The sequence below is a fragment of the Isoptericola nanjingensis genome, from assembly GCF_050311635.1.
Lineage (GTDB): Bacteria > Actinomycetota > Actinomycetes > Actinomycetales > Cellulomonadaceae > Isoptericola > Isoptericola nanjingensis.
Window position 1 is genome coordinate 364361 of the sequence record NZ_JBNOZL010000004.1, and the last position, 18299, is coordinate 382659.

The 18299-nt window shown below is 76.3% G+C and carries 16 protein-coding genes; 7 read left to right on the plus strand and 9 right to left on the minus strand.

Annotated elements, in window-relative coordinates; translation table 11 throughout:
* Positions 1-22 precede the first annotated feature (22 nt).
* The 4 genes from ACQP6G_RS09830 (at position 23) to holA (ending at position 5935) form a co-directional block, all read left to right on the plus strand.
* Positions 23-913, plus strand: a complete 891-nt coding sequence (locus tag ACQP6G_RS09830) for a DegV family protein (protein WP_429764105.1) — start codon at positions 23-25, stop codon at positions 911-913.
* Positions 914-995: 82 nt separating this feature from the next.
* Positions 996-2156, plus strand: coding sequence for a ComEA family DNA-binding protein (locus ACQP6G_RS09835; RefSeq protein ID WP_429764106.1), 1161 nt, complete (start codon positions 996-998; stop codon positions 2154-2156).
* Between the two features lie 365 nt (positions 2157-2521).
* Complete coding sequence (locus ACQP6G_RS09840; RefSeq protein WP_429764107.1) at positions 2522-4807, plus strand: ComEC/Rec2 family competence protein; 2286 nt, start codon at positions 2522-2524, stop codon at positions 4805-4807.
* 99 nt (positions 4808-4906) lie between these two features.
* Positions 4907-5935 carry a DNA polymerase III subunit delta gene (gene holA / locus ACQP6G_RS09845; RefSeq protein WP_429764108.1) on the plus strand — a complete coding sequence of 343 codons (1029 nt, stop codon included), beginning with the start codon at positions 4907-4909 and terminating at the stop codon, positions 5933-5935.
* A gap of 206 nt (positions 5936-6141) precedes the next feature.
* On the opposite strand, the gene rpsT is transcribed toward holA, so the two are convergent.
* The 5 genes from rpsT to ACQP6G_RS09870 all read right to left on the minus strand — a co-directional run bounded on the left by rpsT (position 6142) and on the right by ACQP6G_RS09870 (position 9516).
* Positions 6142-6402: a 30S ribosomal protein S20 gene (gene rpsT, locus ACQP6G_RS09850; protein ID WP_429732257.1), complete on the minus strand. Its 261-nt coding sequence runs from the start codon at positions 6400-6402 to the stop codon at positions 6142-6144.
* A 235-nt stretch (positions 6403-6637) separates the two neighbouring features.
* Complete coding sequence (locus ACQP6G_RS09855) at positions 6638-7198, minus strand: type II toxin-antitoxin system PemK/MazF family toxin (protein WP_429764110.1); 561 nt, start codon at positions 7196-7198, stop codon at positions 6638-6640.
* 21 nt (positions 7199-7219) lie between these two features.
* Positions 7220-8044, minus strand: a complete 825-nt coding sequence (locus tag ACQP6G_RS09860) for an alpha/beta fold hydrolase (RefSeq protein ID WP_429764112.1) — start codon at positions 8042-8044, stop codon at positions 7220-7222.
* A 45-nt stretch (positions 8045-8089) separates the two neighbouring features.
* Positions 8090-8911 (minus strand): maleylpyruvate isomerase N-terminal domain-containing protein, encoded by an 822-nt coding sequence (locus ACQP6G_RS09865; RefSeq protein ID WP_429764114.1) that lies wholly within the window; start codon positions 8909-8911, stop codon positions 8090-8092.
* Positions 8912-8955: 44 nt separating this feature from the next.
* Positions 8956-9516 (minus strand): DJ-1/PfpI/YhbO family deglycase/protease, encoded by a 561-nt coding sequence (locus ACQP6G_RS09870; protein ID WP_429764116.1) that lies wholly within the window; start codon positions 9514-9516, stop codon positions 8956-8958.
* 171 nt (positions 9517-9687) lie between these two features.
* Between ACQP6G_RS09870 and lepA the strand changes: the two genes are divergently transcribed.
* A complete protein-coding gene (gene lepA / locus ACQP6G_RS09875) occupies positions 9688-11562 on the plus strand; it encodes a translation elongation factor 4 (protein WP_429764118.1) in 1875 nt (624 codons plus the stop codon).
* Complete coding sequence (gene hemW, locus ACQP6G_RS09880; RefSeq protein WP_429764120.1) at positions 11562-12863, plus strand: radical SAM family heme chaperone HemW; 1302 nt, start codon at positions 11562-11564, stop codon at positions 12861-12863. The genes lepA and hemW overlap by 1 nt, the downstream gene beginning before the upstream one ends.
* Positions 12864-12894: 31 nt before the next feature.
* Here the strand turns inward: hemW and ACQP6G_RS09885 are convergent, their stop codons facing one another.
* Entirely contained in the window at positions 12895-13380 is a 486-nt protein-coding gene (locus ACQP6G_RS09885; RefSeq protein ID WP_429764122.1) for a DUF4870 domain-containing protein, read from the minus strand.
* A 121-nt stretch (positions 13381-13501) separates the two neighbouring features.
* Here ACQP6G_RS09885 and ACQP6G_RS09890 point away from each other — a divergent pair, with 121 nt between their 5' ends.
* Positions 13502-14077: a DUF4282 domain-containing protein gene (locus ACQP6G_RS09890; protein ID WP_429764124.1), complete on the plus strand. Its 576-nt coding sequence runs from the start codon at positions 13502-13504 to the stop codon at positions 14075-14077.
* An 18-nt stretch (positions 14078-14095) separates the two neighbouring features.
* Here ACQP6G_RS09890 and ACQP6G_RS09895 read toward each other — a convergent pair whose 3' ends face one another.
* From ACQP6G_RS09895 to ACQP6G_RS09905, 3 genes are all read right to left on the minus strand, one after another.
* A complete protein-coding gene (locus tag ACQP6G_RS09895; RefSeq protein ID WP_429764126.1) occupies positions 14096-14977 on the minus strand; it encodes a DUF3097 domain-containing protein in 882 nt (293 codons plus the stop codon).
* 131 nt (positions 14978-15108) lie between these two features.
* Positions 15109-15321, minus strand: a complete 213-nt coding sequence (locus tag ACQP6G_RS09900; RefSeq protein ID WP_429764128.1) for a hypothetical protein — start codon at positions 15319-15321, stop codon at positions 15109-15111.
* 101 nt (positions 15322-15422) lie between these two features.
* Entirely contained in the window at positions 15423-18260 is a 2838-nt protein-coding gene (locus ACQP6G_RS09905; RefSeq protein ID WP_429764130.1) for a helix-turn-helix transcriptional regulator, read from the minus strand.
* Positions 18261-18299 lie beyond the last annotated feature (39 nt).

The window sequence follows — 18299 nt, forward strand, 5'->3', positions numbered from 1 at the left end:
CGGCGTCGGTAGACTCCCGCCGATGCCCTCCGATCTCCCTCTCGAGCGTGGCGCGGTCCGCGTCGTCACCGACTCGACCGCCTGCCTGCCCGCCACGGACGACGGCGTCTTCGCGCCCGTCGTCGTCCCGCTGCTCGTCGTGGCGGGGGAGGAGTCGTGGCGCGAGGGCGTGGACGTCACACCCGAGGAGGTGGCCGCGCGCATCGCCGCCGGCGAGCGGCTGAGCACCTCGCAGCCCACGCCGGCCGAGTTCGCCGGCGTCTACCGCGACCTCGCCGCCGACGGCGCGCGGGCGGTCGTGGGCGTCCACCTGTCGGGGGCGCTGTCCGGCACCGTCGAGGTCGCCGCGAGCGCCGGGCAGCGCGCCATGATCCCGGTGCAGGCGGTCGACTCCCGGACGGTCGCGATGGCCCTCGGGTTCGCGGCGCTGGAGGCGGCACGGTGCGCCGCCGAGGGCCACGACGCCGCGACGGTCGCCGCCCGCGCGCGGCAGGTCGCGGGGTCGAGCACGACCGTGTTCCTCGTCGACTCGCTCGACCACTTGCGCCGCGGCGGGCGGCTGTCCGCCCCGGCGGCCGCGCTCGGTACGGCCCTCGGCGTGCGGCCCATCCTCGGCATGCGCGACGGTGCGATCGAGATGACGCAGCGCGTCCGGACGCGTCGGGCGGCGACCGACCGGCTGGTGGAGGTCGCGGTGCGGCGCGCCGAGACGTGCGAGCGACCGGGCGTGGCCGTGCACCACCTGGGCGTGCCCGACCGGGCCGACGAGCTCGCGGCGCGGCTGGCCGCGGAGACCGGGGCCGAGCCGGTCGTGACGCCGGTGAGCGCGGTGCTCGGCGCGCACGTCGGGACGGGCGCTCTCGCCGTCGTCGTCGCCGAGCTGGGCGGACGCCCCTGCGGCGCCGTGCGCTGAGGAGGCTGCCCCCAGGCGCATGCCGTCCACAGGTCACCGCGTGCGGCGGCCGCCTGGAGGTCGGTGACCCTAGCGTCGCGGCGTGACCACCACGCTGCCCCACGACAATGACGGAGCCGACGCCCCGCCACCGGCCGCCGTCGCGCCGCCTGGCACCCCGCCGCCTCCCACCCGTGCTCCGGAGGCGGGCGACGACTGGCGGGGCAGCTCCGAGCCGGAGCCGGACCGGGCTCTCGGCGAGGCCGCCGCACGGCTGCGTGCCTGGCACGCCCTGCGCGAGGGCGCCGGCGGTGACCGCGGTCACGACGCTGGTCACGACCCTGGTCACGACGCGTGGGCGGGCCCCGTCGGCGAGTCTCCGGTCGGCCCGGCGTCGTGGGGCGTGACGGGCGACGAGGACGAGCTCGCCGACCGCCTGCGCGCCCGCCGATCGGCGCGGCACGTCGCCGCCGCGTACACGGCGGCGCACGGGCACCCCGTCGACGGGCACGACGACGGCGGAGGTCCGCGCCGCTGGTCGATCGGGCTGCGGGCGGCCGTCGTGGCCTCCGTCGCCGTCCTGCTCGTGGCCGTCGTCGCCGCGGTGGTCGCGACCGCACGGCCCGACGACGTGATCACCCTCGCCGATGCGAGCGCGCCGTCCGGCGCCTCCGCCGGTCCGTCGCAACCGTCCGCCGGCCCGACCACCGGGACCGACGGGGCAGCAGGCGCGGCAGCCGACACAGCAGGGTCGGGTGACCTCGACGGGGGAGGCGTGCCCGCGACTCCCGAGACGCCGGCGCCGGGCACCGTGGTCGTCCACGTCGTGGGCGAGGTGCGCGAGCCCGGCCTGGTCACGGTCCCGTCGGGCGCCCGGGTGGCGGACGCCGTGGCGGCCGCTGGCGGCACGACCCGCCGCGCCGACGCCGCCGCGCTCAACCTGGCGCGGGCGGTCGTCGACGGCGAGCAGATCCGCGTGCCGAGGCCAGGGGAGCAGGTCGCGTCGGCAGGAGGCGCGCCCGACGGCGCCGGCGAGGACGGGACCGGAGGCGGGTCCGACGCGTCGGCGGGTGGTGCCGTGAACCTCAACTCCGCGGGGGCGGCGGACCTCGAGGAGCTGCCCGGCATCGGCCCCGCGCTGGCCGAGCGGATCGTCGCGTGGCGCGACGAGAACGGGCCGTTCACCAGCGTCGACGAGCTCGACGAGGTGTCCGGGATCGGACCGTCCGTCCTCGGACAGGTCCGCGACCTGGTCACGCTGTGACGCCGCCCGTCCGGTCGGACGCCACCGGCGGGTCTGCCGACGCGGTCCCGTTGCCGGCATCCGTCCCGGCGACCGGGCCGGCCGCGCGACGGACCGACCTGGCGTCGCCACCGACGCGGCGTGTCGACCTGCGTCTCGTGCCGGCCGCCCTGGTGTCGTGGGCCGCCGCCTGGGCGTTCACGGGGCCGATGCTGGGCTGGGCCCGGACGGTGGCTGTGGGGGCGGCCCTCGCCGCTGTCGTCGCAGGGGCTGCGGTCGTCGCGGCGCGTCCCGCCCGGTGGGCGCCGTCGGACCCGTGGCGGTCGCGGAGCCCCGGGCGGAGCGAGGCCGAGCCCACTGGGGCGGGCCGGCGCCGGCGGGGCGGCGTGAGGTCCGCCGGTCTGCACGTCGTCGTCGCGCTGGCCTGCCTCGCTGCGGTGTCGCTCGGGGCGCACGCCCAGGTGGCACGGCAGGCGCCCCTGCGGTCGCTGGTCGGGCAGGGCGCGCACGCCGAGCTGGTCGGTCGCGTCGTGTCGGAGCCGCGGCCCGCCGCGTTCGGCGACGGCGAGCGCTGGCAGGTGGCCGTGCGGCAGGTGAACGCGCGCGGGATCGCGTCGTCCGCCGCGGGGCTCGTCGAGGTCACCGCGGACGGAGCGGCCCCACGCTACGGGGCGACCGTCGCGGTCTCCGGGGTGCTGCGCCCCGTCGACGCGGGTGACGGCCCGCTCGCCAGGCTGACGGCGTCGGGGCCCGCGGCCGAGCGTGCGCCGCCGACGGCCCTGCTGCGGGCGACGCACACGATGCGGTCGGCGCTCCTGGACGTCACCGACCCCCTGTCCGCCCAGGCCCGTGGGCTGGTGCCGGGCGTCGCCGTCGGCGACACGAGCCGCGTGCCCGACGCCGTCGACGAGGCGATGCGGGTCACGAGCCTCACCCACGTCACCGCGGTCTCCGGGGGGCACTTCGCGATCGTGGTCGCCGCGCTCACCGCCCTGTGCGCGCTGGCGCGGGCCCCGCGCGCCGTGCGCGTCGGCGTCGTCGCGGTCGCCGCGACGGCGTTCGTCCTGCTCGTCCGGCCCGAACCCAGCGTGCTCCGGGCTGCGTGGACGTGCGCAGCCGCGCTCCTCGCGCTGGCGCTGGGACGGCCGTCCTCGGGCGCGCCGGCCCTCGCCGCGGCGGCGACGGTGCTGCTCGTCGTCGACCCGTGGCTCGCGCGGTCCTACGGCTTCGTCCTGTCGTGCGCGGCGACGGCCGGCCTCGTGCTCCTGGCTGGACCGCTCGCCCGCCGGCTCGCGCCGTGGACCGGCCGTCCGCTCGCGTTCGCGCTCGCGGTCCCGTGGGCCGCCCAGGCCGCGTGCGGGCCGGTGCTGCTCCTGCTCGACCCGCACGTGCCGCTGATGTCCGTGCCGGCGAACCTGCTCGCGACCCCCGCCCTGGTGCCGGCCACCGTGCTCGGGCTCGTGGCCACGCTGATCGCCCCGTGGGCGCCCGGGGTCGCCCTGCCCGTCGCGTGGCTGGCGGGCCTGTCGACGGGGTGGATCGCGGGCGTGGCCCAGTCCTTCGCCGCCGTGCCGGGCGGCCGCCTGCCCTGGCCCGCCGGGCCGCTCGGGGTGGCGGCGCTGACGCTCCTCACGGTCGCGGCCCTCGCGCTCGTGCTGCGTCGGCCGCCCGGCCAGGGCTGGCGGCGCGAGTGGCGGGAGGCCGCCCCGCGCGCCGTGCGCCGGGCGCGGCGGCAGGTCCGGCGGGCCGCGCTGCGGCACGGCCGCGCGCGGGCGGCCACGGTCGCCGGGCTGGCCGGCGCCGCGCTGCTGGCGGTCCTCGTGGTCGCGGTGCCCCGGCTCGCCGGCGCCGGCCATGCCGTGCCGGACGACTGGCAGGTGGCCGCCTGCGACGTCGGACAGGGCGACTCGCTCGCGGTGCGGACCGGCCCGTCGTCGGCGGTGGTGGTGGACGTCGGCCCCGACGGCGAGGCGGCCGGCCGGTGCCTCGACCGGCTCGGCGTCACGACCGTGGACCTGCTCGTGCTCAGCCACTTCCACGCCGACCACGTGGGCGGGCTCGCCGCCGTGCTGCGCGGCCGCTCGGTCACGGCAGCGCTCGTCTCGCCGCTGGACGCGCCGGAGGGTCAGGCGTCCGCCGTGCGGTCCAGCCTCGGGGCCGCCGGCGTGCCGGTCCGTGCGGCGGACGCCGGCGACGCCGGGACGGCAGGCTCGGCGACGTGGCGGGTGCTGGCGGCGTCGGGCGGGCCCCGCGCCGAGGGCTCCCACGCCGCCGGGTCGGGCGTCGGGGACGAGGGCGACGGCGTGAACGACGCCAGCGTGGCCCTCGAGCTGCGCACGGCCGGCGGGCTCGACGTCGTCGCGCTCGGCGACCTGGAGGAGGGCGCGCAGGACGCCCTCGCCGCCGCCCTCGCCGCGACCGGGAGAGCTGCCGACGTCGACGTGGTGAAGATGGCCCACCACGGGTCGCGGTCGCAGTCCGCTGCGCTCGCGGGTCACCTGTCGCCGCGCGTCACGCTGGTGAGCGTCGGCGCCGACAACACCTACGGGCACCCGACCGACGACGCGCTCGCCCTCTACGCGTCCGTGGGGTCCGCGCTGGTGCGGACCGACGAGTGCGGCACCGCGGCGCTCGTCGTCCGAGGGCAGGAGATCGGTCTGGCGTGCGGCTGACGGGGGCCACCGGAGACCGACCGGGTACGGCGTGGGACGGGGACGGGAGGTCGTGCGCGGGTGAGCAGGGGAGTCGGCGGTTCGTGGCAGGCTGGGGGCGTGCCCGCAGCCTCCACGTCCCGACAGCCCCGTCCCGCCCGGAAGGGGAGGCCGTCGGCGAACAGCCGGTCGTGGGACGACCCCACGCTGGCGCCGGTCCTCCTGGTGCGCGGGCCGGAGGGACTGCTCGCCGAGCGGGCGGTGGACGGCGTCGTCGGCCTGGCGCGCGAGCGCGACGCCACCACCGAGAAGGCCGAGCTCGACGGCGGCACGTACGCCGCGGGCCAGCTGGCCGTCGCGGCGAGCCCGTCGCTGTTCGGCGAGCCGAGCGTCGTCGTCGTGCGGGGTGCCGAGGCGGCCACCGAGGACCTCGTCGCGGACGTGGTCGCGTACGTCGCGGCGCCCGACCCGGAGACGGTCGTCGTGGTGGTGCACGGGGGCGGGCAGCGGGGCAAGAAGATGCTCGACGCGATCGTCGCCAGCGGCGCCCCCGTGCTCGAGTGCGAGCCGATCTCCAAGGACGCCGACAAGGTCCAGTTCGTGACGGCCGAGTTCCGCGCCGCCCGCCGCCGGGCGGACGCGGCGGCGGTCCGGGCGCTCGTCGACGCGCTGGGCACGGACCTGCGCGAGCTCGCGTCCGCCTGCTCGCAGCTCGTCGCGGACACGACCGGCACCATCAGCGAGGCCGTCGTCGACCGGTACTACGGCGGGCGGGTCGAGGCGACGGGCTTCAAGGTCGCGGACGCGGCGGTCGCGGGGGACACGGGGGGTGCGGTCGCCCTCCTGCGCCACGCCCTCGCGACGGGCGCCGACCCGGTGCCGATCGTCGCCGCCCTCGCGCTGCGCCTGCGCACCCTGGCGCGGGTCGCGGCCATCCGCGGCGGCGCGGCCACCGCGCGGCAGCTGGGGCTGCAGGACTGGCAGGTGCGCAACGCCCAGCGGGACCTCTCCCGCTGGACCCCCGAGGGGCTCGCGACCGCCATCGGCGCCGTCGCCCAGGCCGATGCCGACGTGAAGGGCGGCGGCCGCGACCCGGTCTACGCCGTCGAGAAGGCCGTGCTGACGATCGCCCGCTCCCGCCGCGGCTGACCCCGCCCCGCGGTGAGCGGGCGTTCGGCCCCGGAGCTCGTGCGAGGCGGGCCCGTCTCCCGCTCACCGCGCCTGCAGGCCCGCCGCAGGGCCGCGGGACGCGCGAAGGGCGCCGCACCCGGTGGGTGCGGCGCCCTTCGGAGCCTTGCTGGTCCGCCCCGACGTGAGAGGCGTCAGGCGGACGGAGCGCGACGACTACAGGCGACTCAGAGAGCCTCGACCTGCTTCGCGATGGCCGACTTGCGGTTCGCGGCCTGGTTGGCGTGGATGACGCCCTTCGAGACGGCCTTGTCGAGCTTGCGGGACGCGGCCTGCAGCGCGGTGGTCGCGGCCTCCTTGTCGCCCGCGGCGACGGCCTCGCGCACCTTGCGCACGTAGGTCTTCAGCTCAGACTTGACGGCCTTGTTGCGCAGGCGCGCCTTCTCGTTCGTCTTGATGCGCTTGATCTGGGACTTGATGTTTGCCACGTGTGGACTTCCTGGTGTGTTCGCCTGCCGGCGAGCGGATAGGTCGTAGAGGGCGGCCACAGCTCCGGGACTGGGGTGGGGAACCCGTGGAGAGGAACTGCGGCTGTGCCCGCCGACCTGGGCGGACACGCAAACATCAACGATAGCAGAGGGGTCCAGCCCGGCAGAACCGCGTGCGCGGTGCCGGTCTGTGAGATCCGCCCGGGCATCCGCCCAGGTCGGGCCGGACACCGGATCAGCGGCGCGCGTCCGCCATCGCCCGGGCGACCCGGTCGAACGTCCGGCGGTCCATGACGGCGCCCTCGCGGCGCACGGCCTGCGGGTCCACGCGGATCACACGGTTGAGGCGCACCTCGCTCGGGCGCTTCCGCGAGTCCCACGCCCCGGTGCCGACGTCCATCCAGAGGCGCCCGTGCCGGGCCTCCTGCGCGGCGTCGCGGTCGTGGTCCTTGCTGGTGAGCTGCAGGGCCAGCAACCACGGGCCGTCGCGGCCCACGAGCAGCACCGGCCGGTCCTTGCCCTGGCTGTGGTCCTCCTCGTACGGCACCCACGTCCAGACGACCTCGCCCGGGTCGGGCTCGCCGTCCATGTTCGGGGAGTACGCCGGGCGCACCGTGCCCGTGTAGTCGCCGGGGTAGCCGGCGGCCCGGGCGGGCGTCGTCGTGCCGCGCCGGGTCGACGTGGGGCGGGGGCTCGAGGGACGGGCGGTGGAGGTGGGCCGCGCGGAGCCGCGCGACGACGGGCGGGTCGCCGAGCGCAGCACGTCCACCAGCAGGTTCAGCCATCGGTTCGCCACGGCGGACAGCCTACGTGCGGGTCACTCGAGCACGAACCGCGCCAGCCGGTCGGCCATCGCCTCGGGCTCCCACGAGTGGTCGGCGCCGGCCACCGTCTCGGCGGTCCCGTCCGGCACCGCGGCGGCCAGGTCGCGCGCGGCCTCCGGCATCCCGGGGAACGTCCGCTCCCCGGTCATGGCCAGCAGGGGCGTCGCCAGGCCCGCGAGCCCGCCGTCCTCCAGCGCCCGCGTCGCCCAGACGAGCGACAGCGCGTCGGCGCGCTGCGAGACGGCGGACGCCGCGATCGCGGGCCAGTCCGGCGAGGCCTTCGCCCCGGCGAGCCACTCCGGCGGCATGTCCTTCATGTACTGCTCGGTGGCGCCCTCGAGGTCGCCGGCGTCGAGCCGGCGCACGAACTCCCCGGCCCACGCCGCGGTCGCGTCGGCGCCGGACTCCAGCGGCGCCTCCCACAGCGCGAGCCCCAGGACAGGCAGGCCCGCGGCGGCGGCGCGCAGCGAGATCGAGCAGCCGGACGAGTGCCCGCAGAGCACGGCGGCCCCGCCCGCGGCGTCGAGCACGGCCGCGACGGCGTCCAGCTCGCGGTCCAGGTCGAGACGCCCGGAGGCGGGGGAGTCGCCGCGGCCGAGCCGGTCGAAGACGACGGTCGTGACGCCCGCCTGCGCCAGGAGCTCGGCCGTGCGGGTCGTCACCGGGTCGACGGCGCGGAACGGCCCGGCGCCGGCGACGAAGACGACGGCGGGGCCGGAGCCGCGCAGGTCGTAGGTGACGCGGTCGCCGCGCGCGGTGGTGGCGGTGGCCGTGGTGAGGTCGGTGGCTGCGGGGGGCGTGGCGGTCTCGTCTGTCATGCCGGGTGGACCGACCGGCCCGCCGCGACTCATCGGACGGGACCGTCAGGGCACGAGCGGCTCGGCGAGCACGCGCTGCGCCGCGTCCAGGTCGCCCTCGACGACGGCGCCGGCCTCCGCGAGCGTGAGCCGACCCCACAGCAGCAGGTCGAGCCGCTGCGCCGGCGCCGCGAGCGTCGCGTCCACCCGGTCGTCGGCGGAGGCCGCGGAGGCACCGAGCGTCCAGGACCAGCCGAGGTCGGAGGCGACCACGCGGAGCCGGTCGGCGAGCGGCGCCATCCGGCCGAGCCGCACCTGTCGCGGCTGGAACATCGCCACGATCTCGTCGACGCCGTCGCCCCAGACCTCGGGCGCGACGGCGACCGCGCCCAGCGCGTCCGGTCCGGACCCCCGCCGCGCGGCGCGCAGGTCGTGCAGGTGCACCAGCGTCTCGTGCAGCTGTCGCCGCCACCAGAACGACGCGGGGCCGTCGCCGAGCAGCGTCTGCGCGGCACCCTCCGGGCCGGCGGCGTCGAGCGTCGTACGCAGGTCGGCGGCGTGCCGGGCGTAGAGCCCGGCGAGAGCCCCGCGCGAGCCCGGGCCCGTGAGGTCGGGCGCGGCCAGGTCCTCGTCGCGCGACGGGTCGCCCACGGCCATGCCTGCCGCCCAGTGGTGCACGCCCGCGAGGTGCAGCACCAGCTCGGCCGCGCGCCAGTCGCCGCAGGCCGGGACGAGGGCGTCGGGCGCGACGTCGGCCACCCCGGAGGCGAACTCGTCCTGGAGCCGGGCCAGCAGGGCCAGGCGGTCGGGCTCGGGGCCGCCGTCGGTGCGGCGCCCCGTGCGCGGGTCGACGTCGGGGCGGGGCTGCGCGGCGGGCAGGGTCGGCATGGCGCGAGGCTAGCGCCAGGACCGGCCAGTCCGGGAGGCGTGTCTCAGGAGCCCAGGACGGCGTCGACCTCGCCGAGGAAGTCGTCCAGGTCGTCGGGGGTCCGGGAGGTCACGAGCGGGAAGCCCGCGCCGTCGTCGCGCACCACGGACCGGTCCACCCAGCGGCCGCCGGCGTTGCGCACGTCGGTCGCGAGGGACGGGTAGGAGGTGAGTGTCGCGCCGCCGACGCACCCGGCCTCGACCACCGCCCACGGGCCGTGGCAGATGGCGGCGACGGGCCTGCCGGAGTGCGCGAACGTCGTGACGAGCCCGATCGCGGCCTCCTGCAGGCGCAGGGTGTCCGCGTTGATCGTGCCGCCGGGCACCAGCAGGAGGTCGACGCCGTCGGGGTCGACGGCGTCGTACGTCGTGTCGGCGCGCACGGCCCGCCCGGGGTCCTTGTCGCCGACGAGGGTGCGGACGTCGCCCGGCTCGTTCGAGGCGACCACCACCTCCGCGCCCGCGGCGCGCAGGTGCTCGAGCGGGACAACGAGCTCGTCCTGCTCGACGCCGTAGCTCGTCACGATCGCCAGGACGCGCTTGCCGGTCAGTGCGGTGTCGGTCATGTCGGGGCTCCTCCCGTCACGTCGGTCGGTGGACCCCGACCGTACGCAGCGGGGCGCGACGCCCGCACGCGGGACGTGCCCGGGACCGCGGCGGACAACCTCATGGGACAATGGCCGGGCCTCGTCACCACCGACGACACCCATCCAGCGACCCTGACGGAGCGAATCGCGTTGCCCATCCCCGGACCCGCGCTGCGTGCGCGCATCGAGCCGAACGCCACGGCGCCCGAGCTCATCCGCAACTTCTGCATCATCGCGCACATCGACCACGGCAAGTCGACGCTCGCCGACCGCATGCTGCAGCTCACCGGCGTCGTCGAGCCGCGGGCCATGCGGGCGCAGTACCTCGACCGGATGGACATCGAGCGCGAGCGCGGCATCACCATCAAGTCGCAGGCCGTGCGCATGCCGTGGCAGCTGGGCGAGCAGCCCCACGCGCTCAACATGATCGACACGCCGGGGCACGTCGACTTCACCTACGAGGTCTCCCGCTCGCTCGCGGCCTGCGAGGGCGCCGTCCTGCTGGTCGACGCGGCGCAGGGCATCGAGGCGCAGACCCTCGCCAACCTGTACCTGGCGATGGAGAACGACCTCGAGATCATCCCGGTCCTCAACAAGATCGACCTGCCGGCGGCGCAGCCGGAGAAGTACGCCGAGGAGCTCGCGGGCCTGGTCGGCGGCGACCCCGAGGACGTCCTCAAGGTCTCCGGCAAGACCGGCGAGGGCGTCGAGGCGCTGCTCGACCGCATCGTCGAGCGGGTCCCGGCCCCCGTCGGCGACGCCGACGCCCCGGCCCGCGCGATGATCTTCGACTCCGTGTACGACACCTACCGCGGCGTCGTCACGTACGTGCGCGTCGTGGACGGCAACCTCAACCCGCGCGAGCGCATCGCGATGATGTCGACGCGCGCCACGCACGAGCTGCTCGAGATCGGCGTCATCTCGCCCGAGGCCAACCCCACCAAGGGGCTCGGGGTCGGCGAGGTCGGCTACCTCATCACGGGCGTGAAGGACGTGCGCCAGTCGAAGGTCGGCGACACGGTCACGAACATGGCGAAGCCTGCCGAGGAGGCGCTCGGCGGGTACAGCGACCCGAAGCCGATGGTGTTCTCCGGCCTGTACCCGGTGGACGGCACGGACTACCCGGCGCTCCGCGACGCCCTCGACAAGCTCAAGCTCAACGACGCCGCGCTCAACTACGAGCCGGAGACGTCGGTCGCGCTCGGTTTCGGCTTCCGCGTCGGCTTCCTCGGCCTGCTTCACCTGGAGATCGTCCGCGAGCGGCTCGAGCGCGAGTTCGACCTCGACCTCATCTCCACCGCCCCGAACGTCGTCTACGACGTGACGCTCGACGACGGCACCGAGGTGAAGGTGACCAACCCGTCGGAGTTCCCGGGCGGCAAGATCAAGGAGGTCCGCGAGCCGGTGGTGCGCGCGACCATCCTCGCTCCGAGCGAGTTCGTGGGCACGGTCATGGGCCTGTGCAACGACCGCCGCGGGCAGATGCTCGGCATGGACTACCTGTCGGAGGACCGCGTCGAGCTGCGCTTCACGCTGCCGCTCGCGGAGATCGTCTTCGACTTCTTCGACCACCTGAAGTCCCGCACCCGCGGCTACGCCTCGCTGGACTACGAGCCCTCGGGCGACCAGGCGGCCGACCTCGTGAAGGTCGACATCCTGCTGCAGGGCGAGCAGGTGGACGCGTTCAGCGCCATCGTGCACAAGGACAAGGCCTACGACTACGGCGTCATGATGACGGCGAAGCTCAAGGAGATCATCCCGCGCCAGCAGTTCGAGGTGCCGATCCAGGCCGCCGTCGGCGCCCGGGTGATCGCCCGCGAGACGGTGCGCGCGATGCGCAAGGACGTGCTCGCCAAGTGCTACGGCGGAGACATCAGCCGTAAGCGCAAGCTGCTGGAGAAGCAGAAGGAGGGCAAGAAGCGCATGAAGAACATCGGGTCCGTCGAGGTCCCGAAGGACGCCTTCATCGCCGCGCTCTCCTCCGACGGCGGCGGCGGCAAGGACGCCAAGGACAAGAAGAAGTAGTGCCCGCGCTGCCTGAGGGCACGCCCGTGCCCGACGACGGCGCGCTGCCGGGGTGGGTGCGGCCCTCGCCATCCGCTCCGGACGGCGCCGGCCGGCCGTTCGGCGTGTACGTCCACGTGCCGTTCTGCTCGGTGCGCTGCGGCTACTGCGACTTCAACACGTACACGGCGTCCGAGCTGGGCGGCGGCGCGAACCAGGCGGCGTACGCCACGACCGCGCTGCGCGAGGTCGACCTCGCGGCCCGCGTGCTCGACGACGCGGGCCTGGGGTCGCGCCCCGTGTCCACGGTGTTCTTCGGCGGCGGCACGCCCACCATGCTGCCCGCCGCGGACCTCGCGCGGATCCTGCGCGGCGTCGACGACACGTGGGGGCTCGCGGACGGGGCCGAGGTCACCACCGAGGCCAACCCGGACTCGGTGACGCCCGAGTCGCTGCGGCTGCTCGCGGACGCCGGGTTCACACGGGTCTCGTTCGGGATGCAGTCCGCGGTGCCGCACGTGCTCGCGACGCTCGAGCGCACCCACGACCCGCGCCGCGTGCCCGACGTCGTGACCTGGGCGCGCGACGCCGGGCTCGACGTCTCCCTCGACCTCATCTACGGCACGCCGGGCGAGTCCGTCGACGACTGGCGGACGTCCCTCGAGGCGGTGCTCGCCACCGGCGTCGACCACGTGTCGGCGTACGCGCTCGTCGTCGAGCCGGGCACGAAGATGCACGCCCAGGTGCGCCGGGGCGAGCTCGCGCTGCCCGACGAGGACGACCAGGCCGCCAAGTACGAGCTGGCCGACGACCTGCTGACGGAGGCGGGCCTCGGCTGGTACGAGGTGAGCAACTGGGCGCGCGGGCCGGAGCACGCGTGCCGGCACAACCTCGCCTACTGGCGCGGCGACGACTGGTGGGGGATCGGTCCCGGCGCGCACTCGTACGTCGCGGGCCCGGCGGGCGGTGCCGATGCCGTCGCCGGCATCGAGGGCATCGAGGGGATCGAGCACGCGGGTGTGCGCTGGTGGAACGTCAAGCACCCGCGTCGCTACGCCGCCCTCCTGGAGTCCGGCGCGTCGCCGGGCGCCGGCCGCGAGCTGCTCACACCCGCCGAGGCCCGGCTGGAGCGGGTGCTGCTCGGCGTGCGCGTGCGCGAGGGCCTGGAGATCGCGGCACTCGACCCGTCGCGCCGCTCGGCGGTCGCCGGGCTCGTCGCGCGCGGCCTGGTCGACGGCGTCGCCGCCGTGCGCGGTCGCGTCGTCCTCACCCGCCGCGGCCGCCTCCTCGCGGACTCCGTCGTCCGCGAGCTCACCCCCTGATCGTTGCGCCCACAACGGTGAGCCGGGCGGGTCAGGAGATCATGCGGATGTTGAGCGGGTAGCGGTACGCCTCGTGGCGGTTCACGGCGACGGCGGCGAGGATCGCGAACACGATCGACGTGACCCACGCCGCGATGAGGATGACGATCCCGACCAGGGCGATGAGCAGGATCAGCCCGACGATGTACGCGATCAGCAGGGTGAGCTGGAAGTTCAGGGACTCCTTGGCCTGGTCGGCGACGTAGGCGCTCCGGTCGCGCAGGAACAGCCAGATCAGCAGCGGCACGAGGAAGGGCAGGATCCCCGCGCTCAGGAGCGCCAGGATCGGCGGCCCGAGGTGCGCGACCATCGCCCAGGTGCGCTCGTCCGACGGCGAGAGAGGCTGCGGCCCGTACCCGTACGGGGGCTGGCCGCCGTACGGCGGCTGGCCCGGCGGCGGGCCGCCGTAGGGCGGCTGGCCCGGGGGCGGACCCGCCGGTGGCTGCTGCGGCGGCGGTCCGTACGGCGGGGTGCTCATGGAGCCATCTTCGCGCATCTGCGGTGGTCACGTGCGGTGGCGGAGGCGTTCGGGGGCGGCCAGAGTGGGCGAAGGCGCCGACCCCGCCGGGTGCGTCGCCCGGACCCACTCAGGAGGAACGATGAGCGAGAACACGCCGCAGCAGCCCGGCGACCCCCAGGAGCCGCCGCGTCAGCCGGGGTACCAGCCGCCGCCCGGTCAGCCCGCCCCGCAGCCGCCGTACGGGCACCAGCCGCCCGCCGGCCCGCCCCCGCACGGCGGTGAGCCGCCCTACGGCGACCAGCCCTACGCGCAGCCGCAGCAGCCGTACGAGGGGCAGATGCCGGACCCGGGCCTCTACCCGGGCTCCGAGTACCCGCCGGACCGGTCGGCGGGACCGATCACGCCCCACGGCGAGGGCAGCGGCTTCCTCAGCGCGCTGTTCGACTACTCCTTCAGCCGGTACATCACGCCCAGCGTGGTGAAGGTCGTCTACATCATCGTGACGGTGCTGGTCGCGCTGGCGTGGCTGTCGGGCCTCGTCGCCACGTTCTCCCAGTCGATCTGGGGCGGGATCCTCTACCTCGTGTTCGGGTGGATCATCGCGCTCGTGTACCTGGCGCTCGCCCGCATCACGCTGGAGTTCTTCGTCGCCGTCATCTCGGTGTCGGAGAAGGTCAACGCCTACGCGGAGCGGGACGGCATCCGCACCCGCTGAGCGCCGCGGGAGCCGCGGTCACGCCGTGACGAAGTCGATCAGCTCCTCGACCCGGCCCAGCAGGGCCGGGTCGAGGTCGCGGTAGTCCCGCACGGTCGCGAGGATCCGCTGCCACGCGCGGCCGACGTCCTCGGTCGACGACGCCGGCCAGCCCAGCTCGCGCAGGATGCCACGCTTCCACTCCGTGCCCCGCTCGATGGTGGGCCACGACGTCAGACCCAGCCGCTCCGCCTTCACGGCCTGCCACACGTCGACGTACGGGTGGCCCAGCACCAGGACCGTCCCGCGCGGCACCCGCCGGAGGGCGTCGTCGGCGAGGCGCCGCTCCTTCGACCCGGGCACCAGGTGGTCGACCAGCACGCCCACCCGCCGCTCCGGCGTCGGGGCGAACTCGTCGAGGGCGTCCGCGAGGTTGTCCACGCCGTCGAGCAGCTCGACCACGACGCCCTCGACGCGCAGGTCGTCGCCCCACACCTTCTCGACCAGCTCGGCGTCGTGCTTGCCCTCGACCCAGATGCGCGACCCGCGGGCCACCCGCGCGCGCTGGTCGTGCACCGCCACCGAGCCAGACGCCGTCCGGGTGGGCCGCGCGGGGGCGCGGGAGGTCACGGGAGCCGTCAGCTCCACCGGCTGCCCGTCCACCCAGAAGCCCGGGCCCAGCGGGAAGGACCGCGTGCGCCCGCGCCGGTCCTCCAGCACCACGAGGTGGATGCCGCCCGACTTCTCCACGCGCACCACGGCGCCCACCCAGCCCGTCGTGACCTCCTCGACCACGAGGCCGTGGTCTGCCGCGCGGGGCCGGGTCACCGGTCGGCGGCGATGGTGCGCGGAGCCGTCCGGCGCTCCCGGGGAGCGGGAGCCGGAGGAGGACAGGACGTCGGAGCCGTAGCGGTCGTGCACGGCCGTGAGCCTACGGTCGCGACCCCGGGGGAGCGGCGCCCGACACGCGCCGCGCGCCGCCCGGTCGGGACCGGACGGCGCGCGGCAGGGGTGCGGGTGGGCGTGTCGGGTGACGCTGCTGCGTGCTCCGCTCACGCGTGGCGCGGTCGGTGCAGCGGTGCCATCGCGGGACGACGCCGGGGCTCCACCGGCGCGGCCGGTCCCGACGGCTCCGCGTCCGCGACGGCGTCCTGGAGCGCGCGGCGCGAGGCGCGGAGCTCGTGCGCCAGGCGGCGCAGCGCGACCTCGCGCTCGAGCTCCTCCTGACGGCGCTCGAAGAGCATGTCGTACACGTGCGGATCCATGATGTCCTCCAGCCGGGGTGTGGTGTCACGGCTAGGGAGGAGGGCGCACGGCCTCGCGTACACGACTGCTCAGGGCATGTGTACAGGTGCGTCGGGCGACGTCAGGAGGGGTCCTCGCGCGCCAGCAGCGCCGCCTCGGTGCGGCTGGACACGCCGAGCTTGCGCAGGATGGCGGAGACGTGCACCGACGCCGTCTTGCGGCTGATGAACAACCGCTCGGCGATCTGCCCGTTCGTGAGGCCCTCGGCGACGAGAGCGAGCACCTGGCGCTCGCGGTCGGTGAGCGCGCGGTCGGGCCGCCGTGCGCGGGCGGCGCCACGGGCGAGGCCCGCGCCGTCGAGCAGCGCGCGCGCCTGGTCGCCCACGAGGCCGCAGCCGATCGCGTCGGCCGCCTCGACGGCGGCGTCCAGCCGCTCGCGCGCGGTGGTGCGGTCGCCGGCCTCGAGCAGGGACGCGCCGTCGCGGTACAGGGCGTACGGCCGCAGGTGCGCGGGCCCGTCGGCCGCGACGACCGCCTCCCACGACCCGTCGCCGAGCTCGGCGGCGAACAGCGCCGCCCACGTCGGGTAGGTCGGCCACACGGTGCACGTCGCCAGCGCCGCGCGGTACGGCGCGACGTCGACCTGCCGCCCTGACCTCCGGGCGCGGTCGAGCACCCGCGCGGCCACGGCGAGCGTCGTGAGCCGGTAGAACGGGCCCAGGGCGTCGGGGTCGACGGCGATCCGGACGAGGTCGAGCGCGTCGTCCAGGTCGTCGCGCAGGAGGGCGAGCTCGGCGAGCGTCGCCGAGACCCGCGCCCGGATCTGTTCCTCCACCCGGCCGAAGCGTTGCCAGGTCGCGCGGTGCACCCGCGCCCGCGCCTGGGCGGTGTCGACGTCACCGCGCCACATCGTGAGCCACGTCCACCGTTCGCCCAGGTACACGGCGTAGTCGCTGGGGTCGACGAGCGGGACGGAGCGTGCGTACCACGCCTCGGCGTCGGACCACCGGCCGGACCCGATCCACGCCTCCGCCACGTTGCCCTCGAGCATCGCGCGGGTGGCCCACCCGGCGCCGAGGGCGCGGGCGAGCTGCGCCCCCGACTCGGCGAGGTGCTCCGCCTCGGCGAACTGGCCGAGCTTGAGCCGGGTGTCGGACGCGTTGGTGTAGTAGTGGCACTGGGCCCGCCAGTCGTCGCCCGCCACCTCGTGGGACCGCTCGAGCTCGTCCAGGGCGTCGAGGTCCCCGCGGTCCAGGCGGCTCATCGCCCGGAGGTTGAGGGCGAGCGAGGCGTTCTGGCGGTCGCCGACCGACGTCGCGGCGGCGAGCGCCTCGCCGGCGGCCGCGACCGCCTCGTCGTGGCGGTGGTCCATCATCGCGTTCCGCGCCTTGAGCCGGAGCAACGGGGCCCGGCCCGCGGGGTCGTCCGCCGGCAGGAGCGCGAGCGCCTCGTCGAGCATCCGGTCCGAACCCGGGTCGCCGGCCTTGCCGAGGATGTGGGCGAGGGTCGACAGCGCCTGCGCCCGCCCGGCGGGGTCGTCCACGGGCCACTCCTCCACCGCCTCGCGGGCCAGTCCCGCCGCGCGCTCGATCTGCGCGGAGTCCTGGAGGGCGACGGACACGTGGCGCAGGAGGGCGGCGCGGTGCAGCCCGGCGACCCCCTCGGCGTCGGGCACCAGCTCCCAGAGCTCGAGCGCTCGCTCGCCCGCGGCGGCGACCACGGCGGAGGAGGCCTCCCCGGAGGTCTCGGGCACCGCGATGACCTCGACCGCCGAGGCGAGCGCGCGGTCGGGCAGGCGGGCCCGCCACCAGTGGTCGGCCGCGGCCGCGACCCGCGCGAGCGTGCGTTCGCCGTCCTCCAGCGCGCTCGCGCACGCCGCGTGCAGCCGGCGCGACTCGCCGGGCAGCAGCTCGGCGTCGACCGACTCCTGGATGAGCGCGTGGCGGAAGCGGTAGCCGTCGGCGTCCGCCACGAGCACGTGCGCGTCGACCGCCTCCCGGGCGGCGGGCTCGGCCTCGTCCAGGCCTCCCGCGCCGAGCATGGCGACGAGGAGCTCGTGCGGGGCCCGCTGGCCCGCGGCGGCGACGGTGCGGCAGAAGCGCTGGGCGGGGTCGCTCAGGGACGAGTAGCGCAGGAGCAGCAGCTCGCGCAGCGAGTCGGGCAGGGCATCGCCGGCGAAGTCCGCCAGCTCCTCGGCGTAGAACGGCACGCCCTCGCTGCGCTCGACGAGCTCGCCGAGCACCGTGCCAGGGAGGTCCGGAGCGTCGGGGCGTCTCGAGACGAGCGACGAGAACAGGCGCGTCGCCTCGGCGGCGTCGAGGCGCGGCACGTCGACGCGCGTCGCGAGCCGGGCCCGCTCCAGCTCGGCCAGGGTGGTGCGCAGGGGGTGGCGTCGCCCGACGTCGTCGCTGCGGTAGGTGGCGATCACGAGCAGGGTGGTGGTCGGCGCGGTGCGTGCGAGCCGGGCGAGCACCGTACGGGTCACGTCGTCGGACCAGTGCAGGTCCTCGAGGACGAGCACGACCGGGCGCTCGACGGCGAGCGCGGTCGTGAGGTCGGCCAGGACCTCGGGCAGGCGGCCGGTGTCGACGTCGCGCCGCACGTCCACGAGCCGGGGGGCGAGGAGCCCGAGCGCGTCCGCGGCGGGACCGGCCGCGGCGAGGGTCGCCTCCGGGCCGAGCGTGTCGACGACGTCGGACAGGACGCCGGTGAGCGCGGCGTAGGGGAGGGGGCCCGAGCCGGAGTCGGCGCACTGCCCGTGCAGCACGAGCGGCGCCGCCCCGTCGTCGCGGACCTCTGCGAGGAACTCCGCCACGAGACGGGTCTTGCCGATGCCCGCCTCGCCGCCGACGACGACCACGCCGCCGGAGCCGCCGCGGGCGTCCGCGTACGCCTCGCGCAGGGAGGTCAGCTCGGCGGCGCGGCCGACGAGCGGCGAGGGGGCGGTTCCGGTGGGCACGTCGCCATCGTGCCAGGCCGGACGGGGTGCCGCCGCGCT

Coding starts and splice junctions, on each gene's coding strand:
- ACQP6G_RS09870 (WP_429764116.1), bottom strand. CDS start 9,516: ATGACCGACACCGCACTGACCGGCAAGCGCGTCCTGGCGATCGTGACG.
- ACQP6G_RS09885 (WP_429764122.1), bottom strand. CDS start 13,380: ATGAGCACCCCGCCGTACGGACCGCCGCCGCAGCAGCCACCGGCGGGT.
- ACQP6G_RS09860 (WP_429764112.1), bottom strand. CDS start 8,044: ATGACAGACGAGACCGCCACGCCCCCCGCAGCCACCGACCTCACCACG.
- ACQP6G_RS09890 (WP_429764124.1), top strand. CDS start 13,502: ATGAGCGAGAACACGCCGCAGCAGCCCGGCGACCCCCAGGAGCCGCCG.
- ACQP6G_RS09830 (WP_429764105.1), top strand. CDS start 23: ATGCCCTCCGATCTCCCTCTCGAGCGTGGCGCGGTCCGCGTCGTCACC.
- ACQP6G_RS09865 (WP_429764114.1), bottom strand. CDS start 8,911: ATGCCGACCCTGCCCGCCGCGCAGCCCCGCCCCGACGTCGACCCGCGC.
- ACQP6G_RS09900 (WP_429764128.1), bottom strand. CDS start 15,321: ATGGATCCGCACGTGTACGACATGCTCTTCGAGCGCCGTCAGGAGGAG.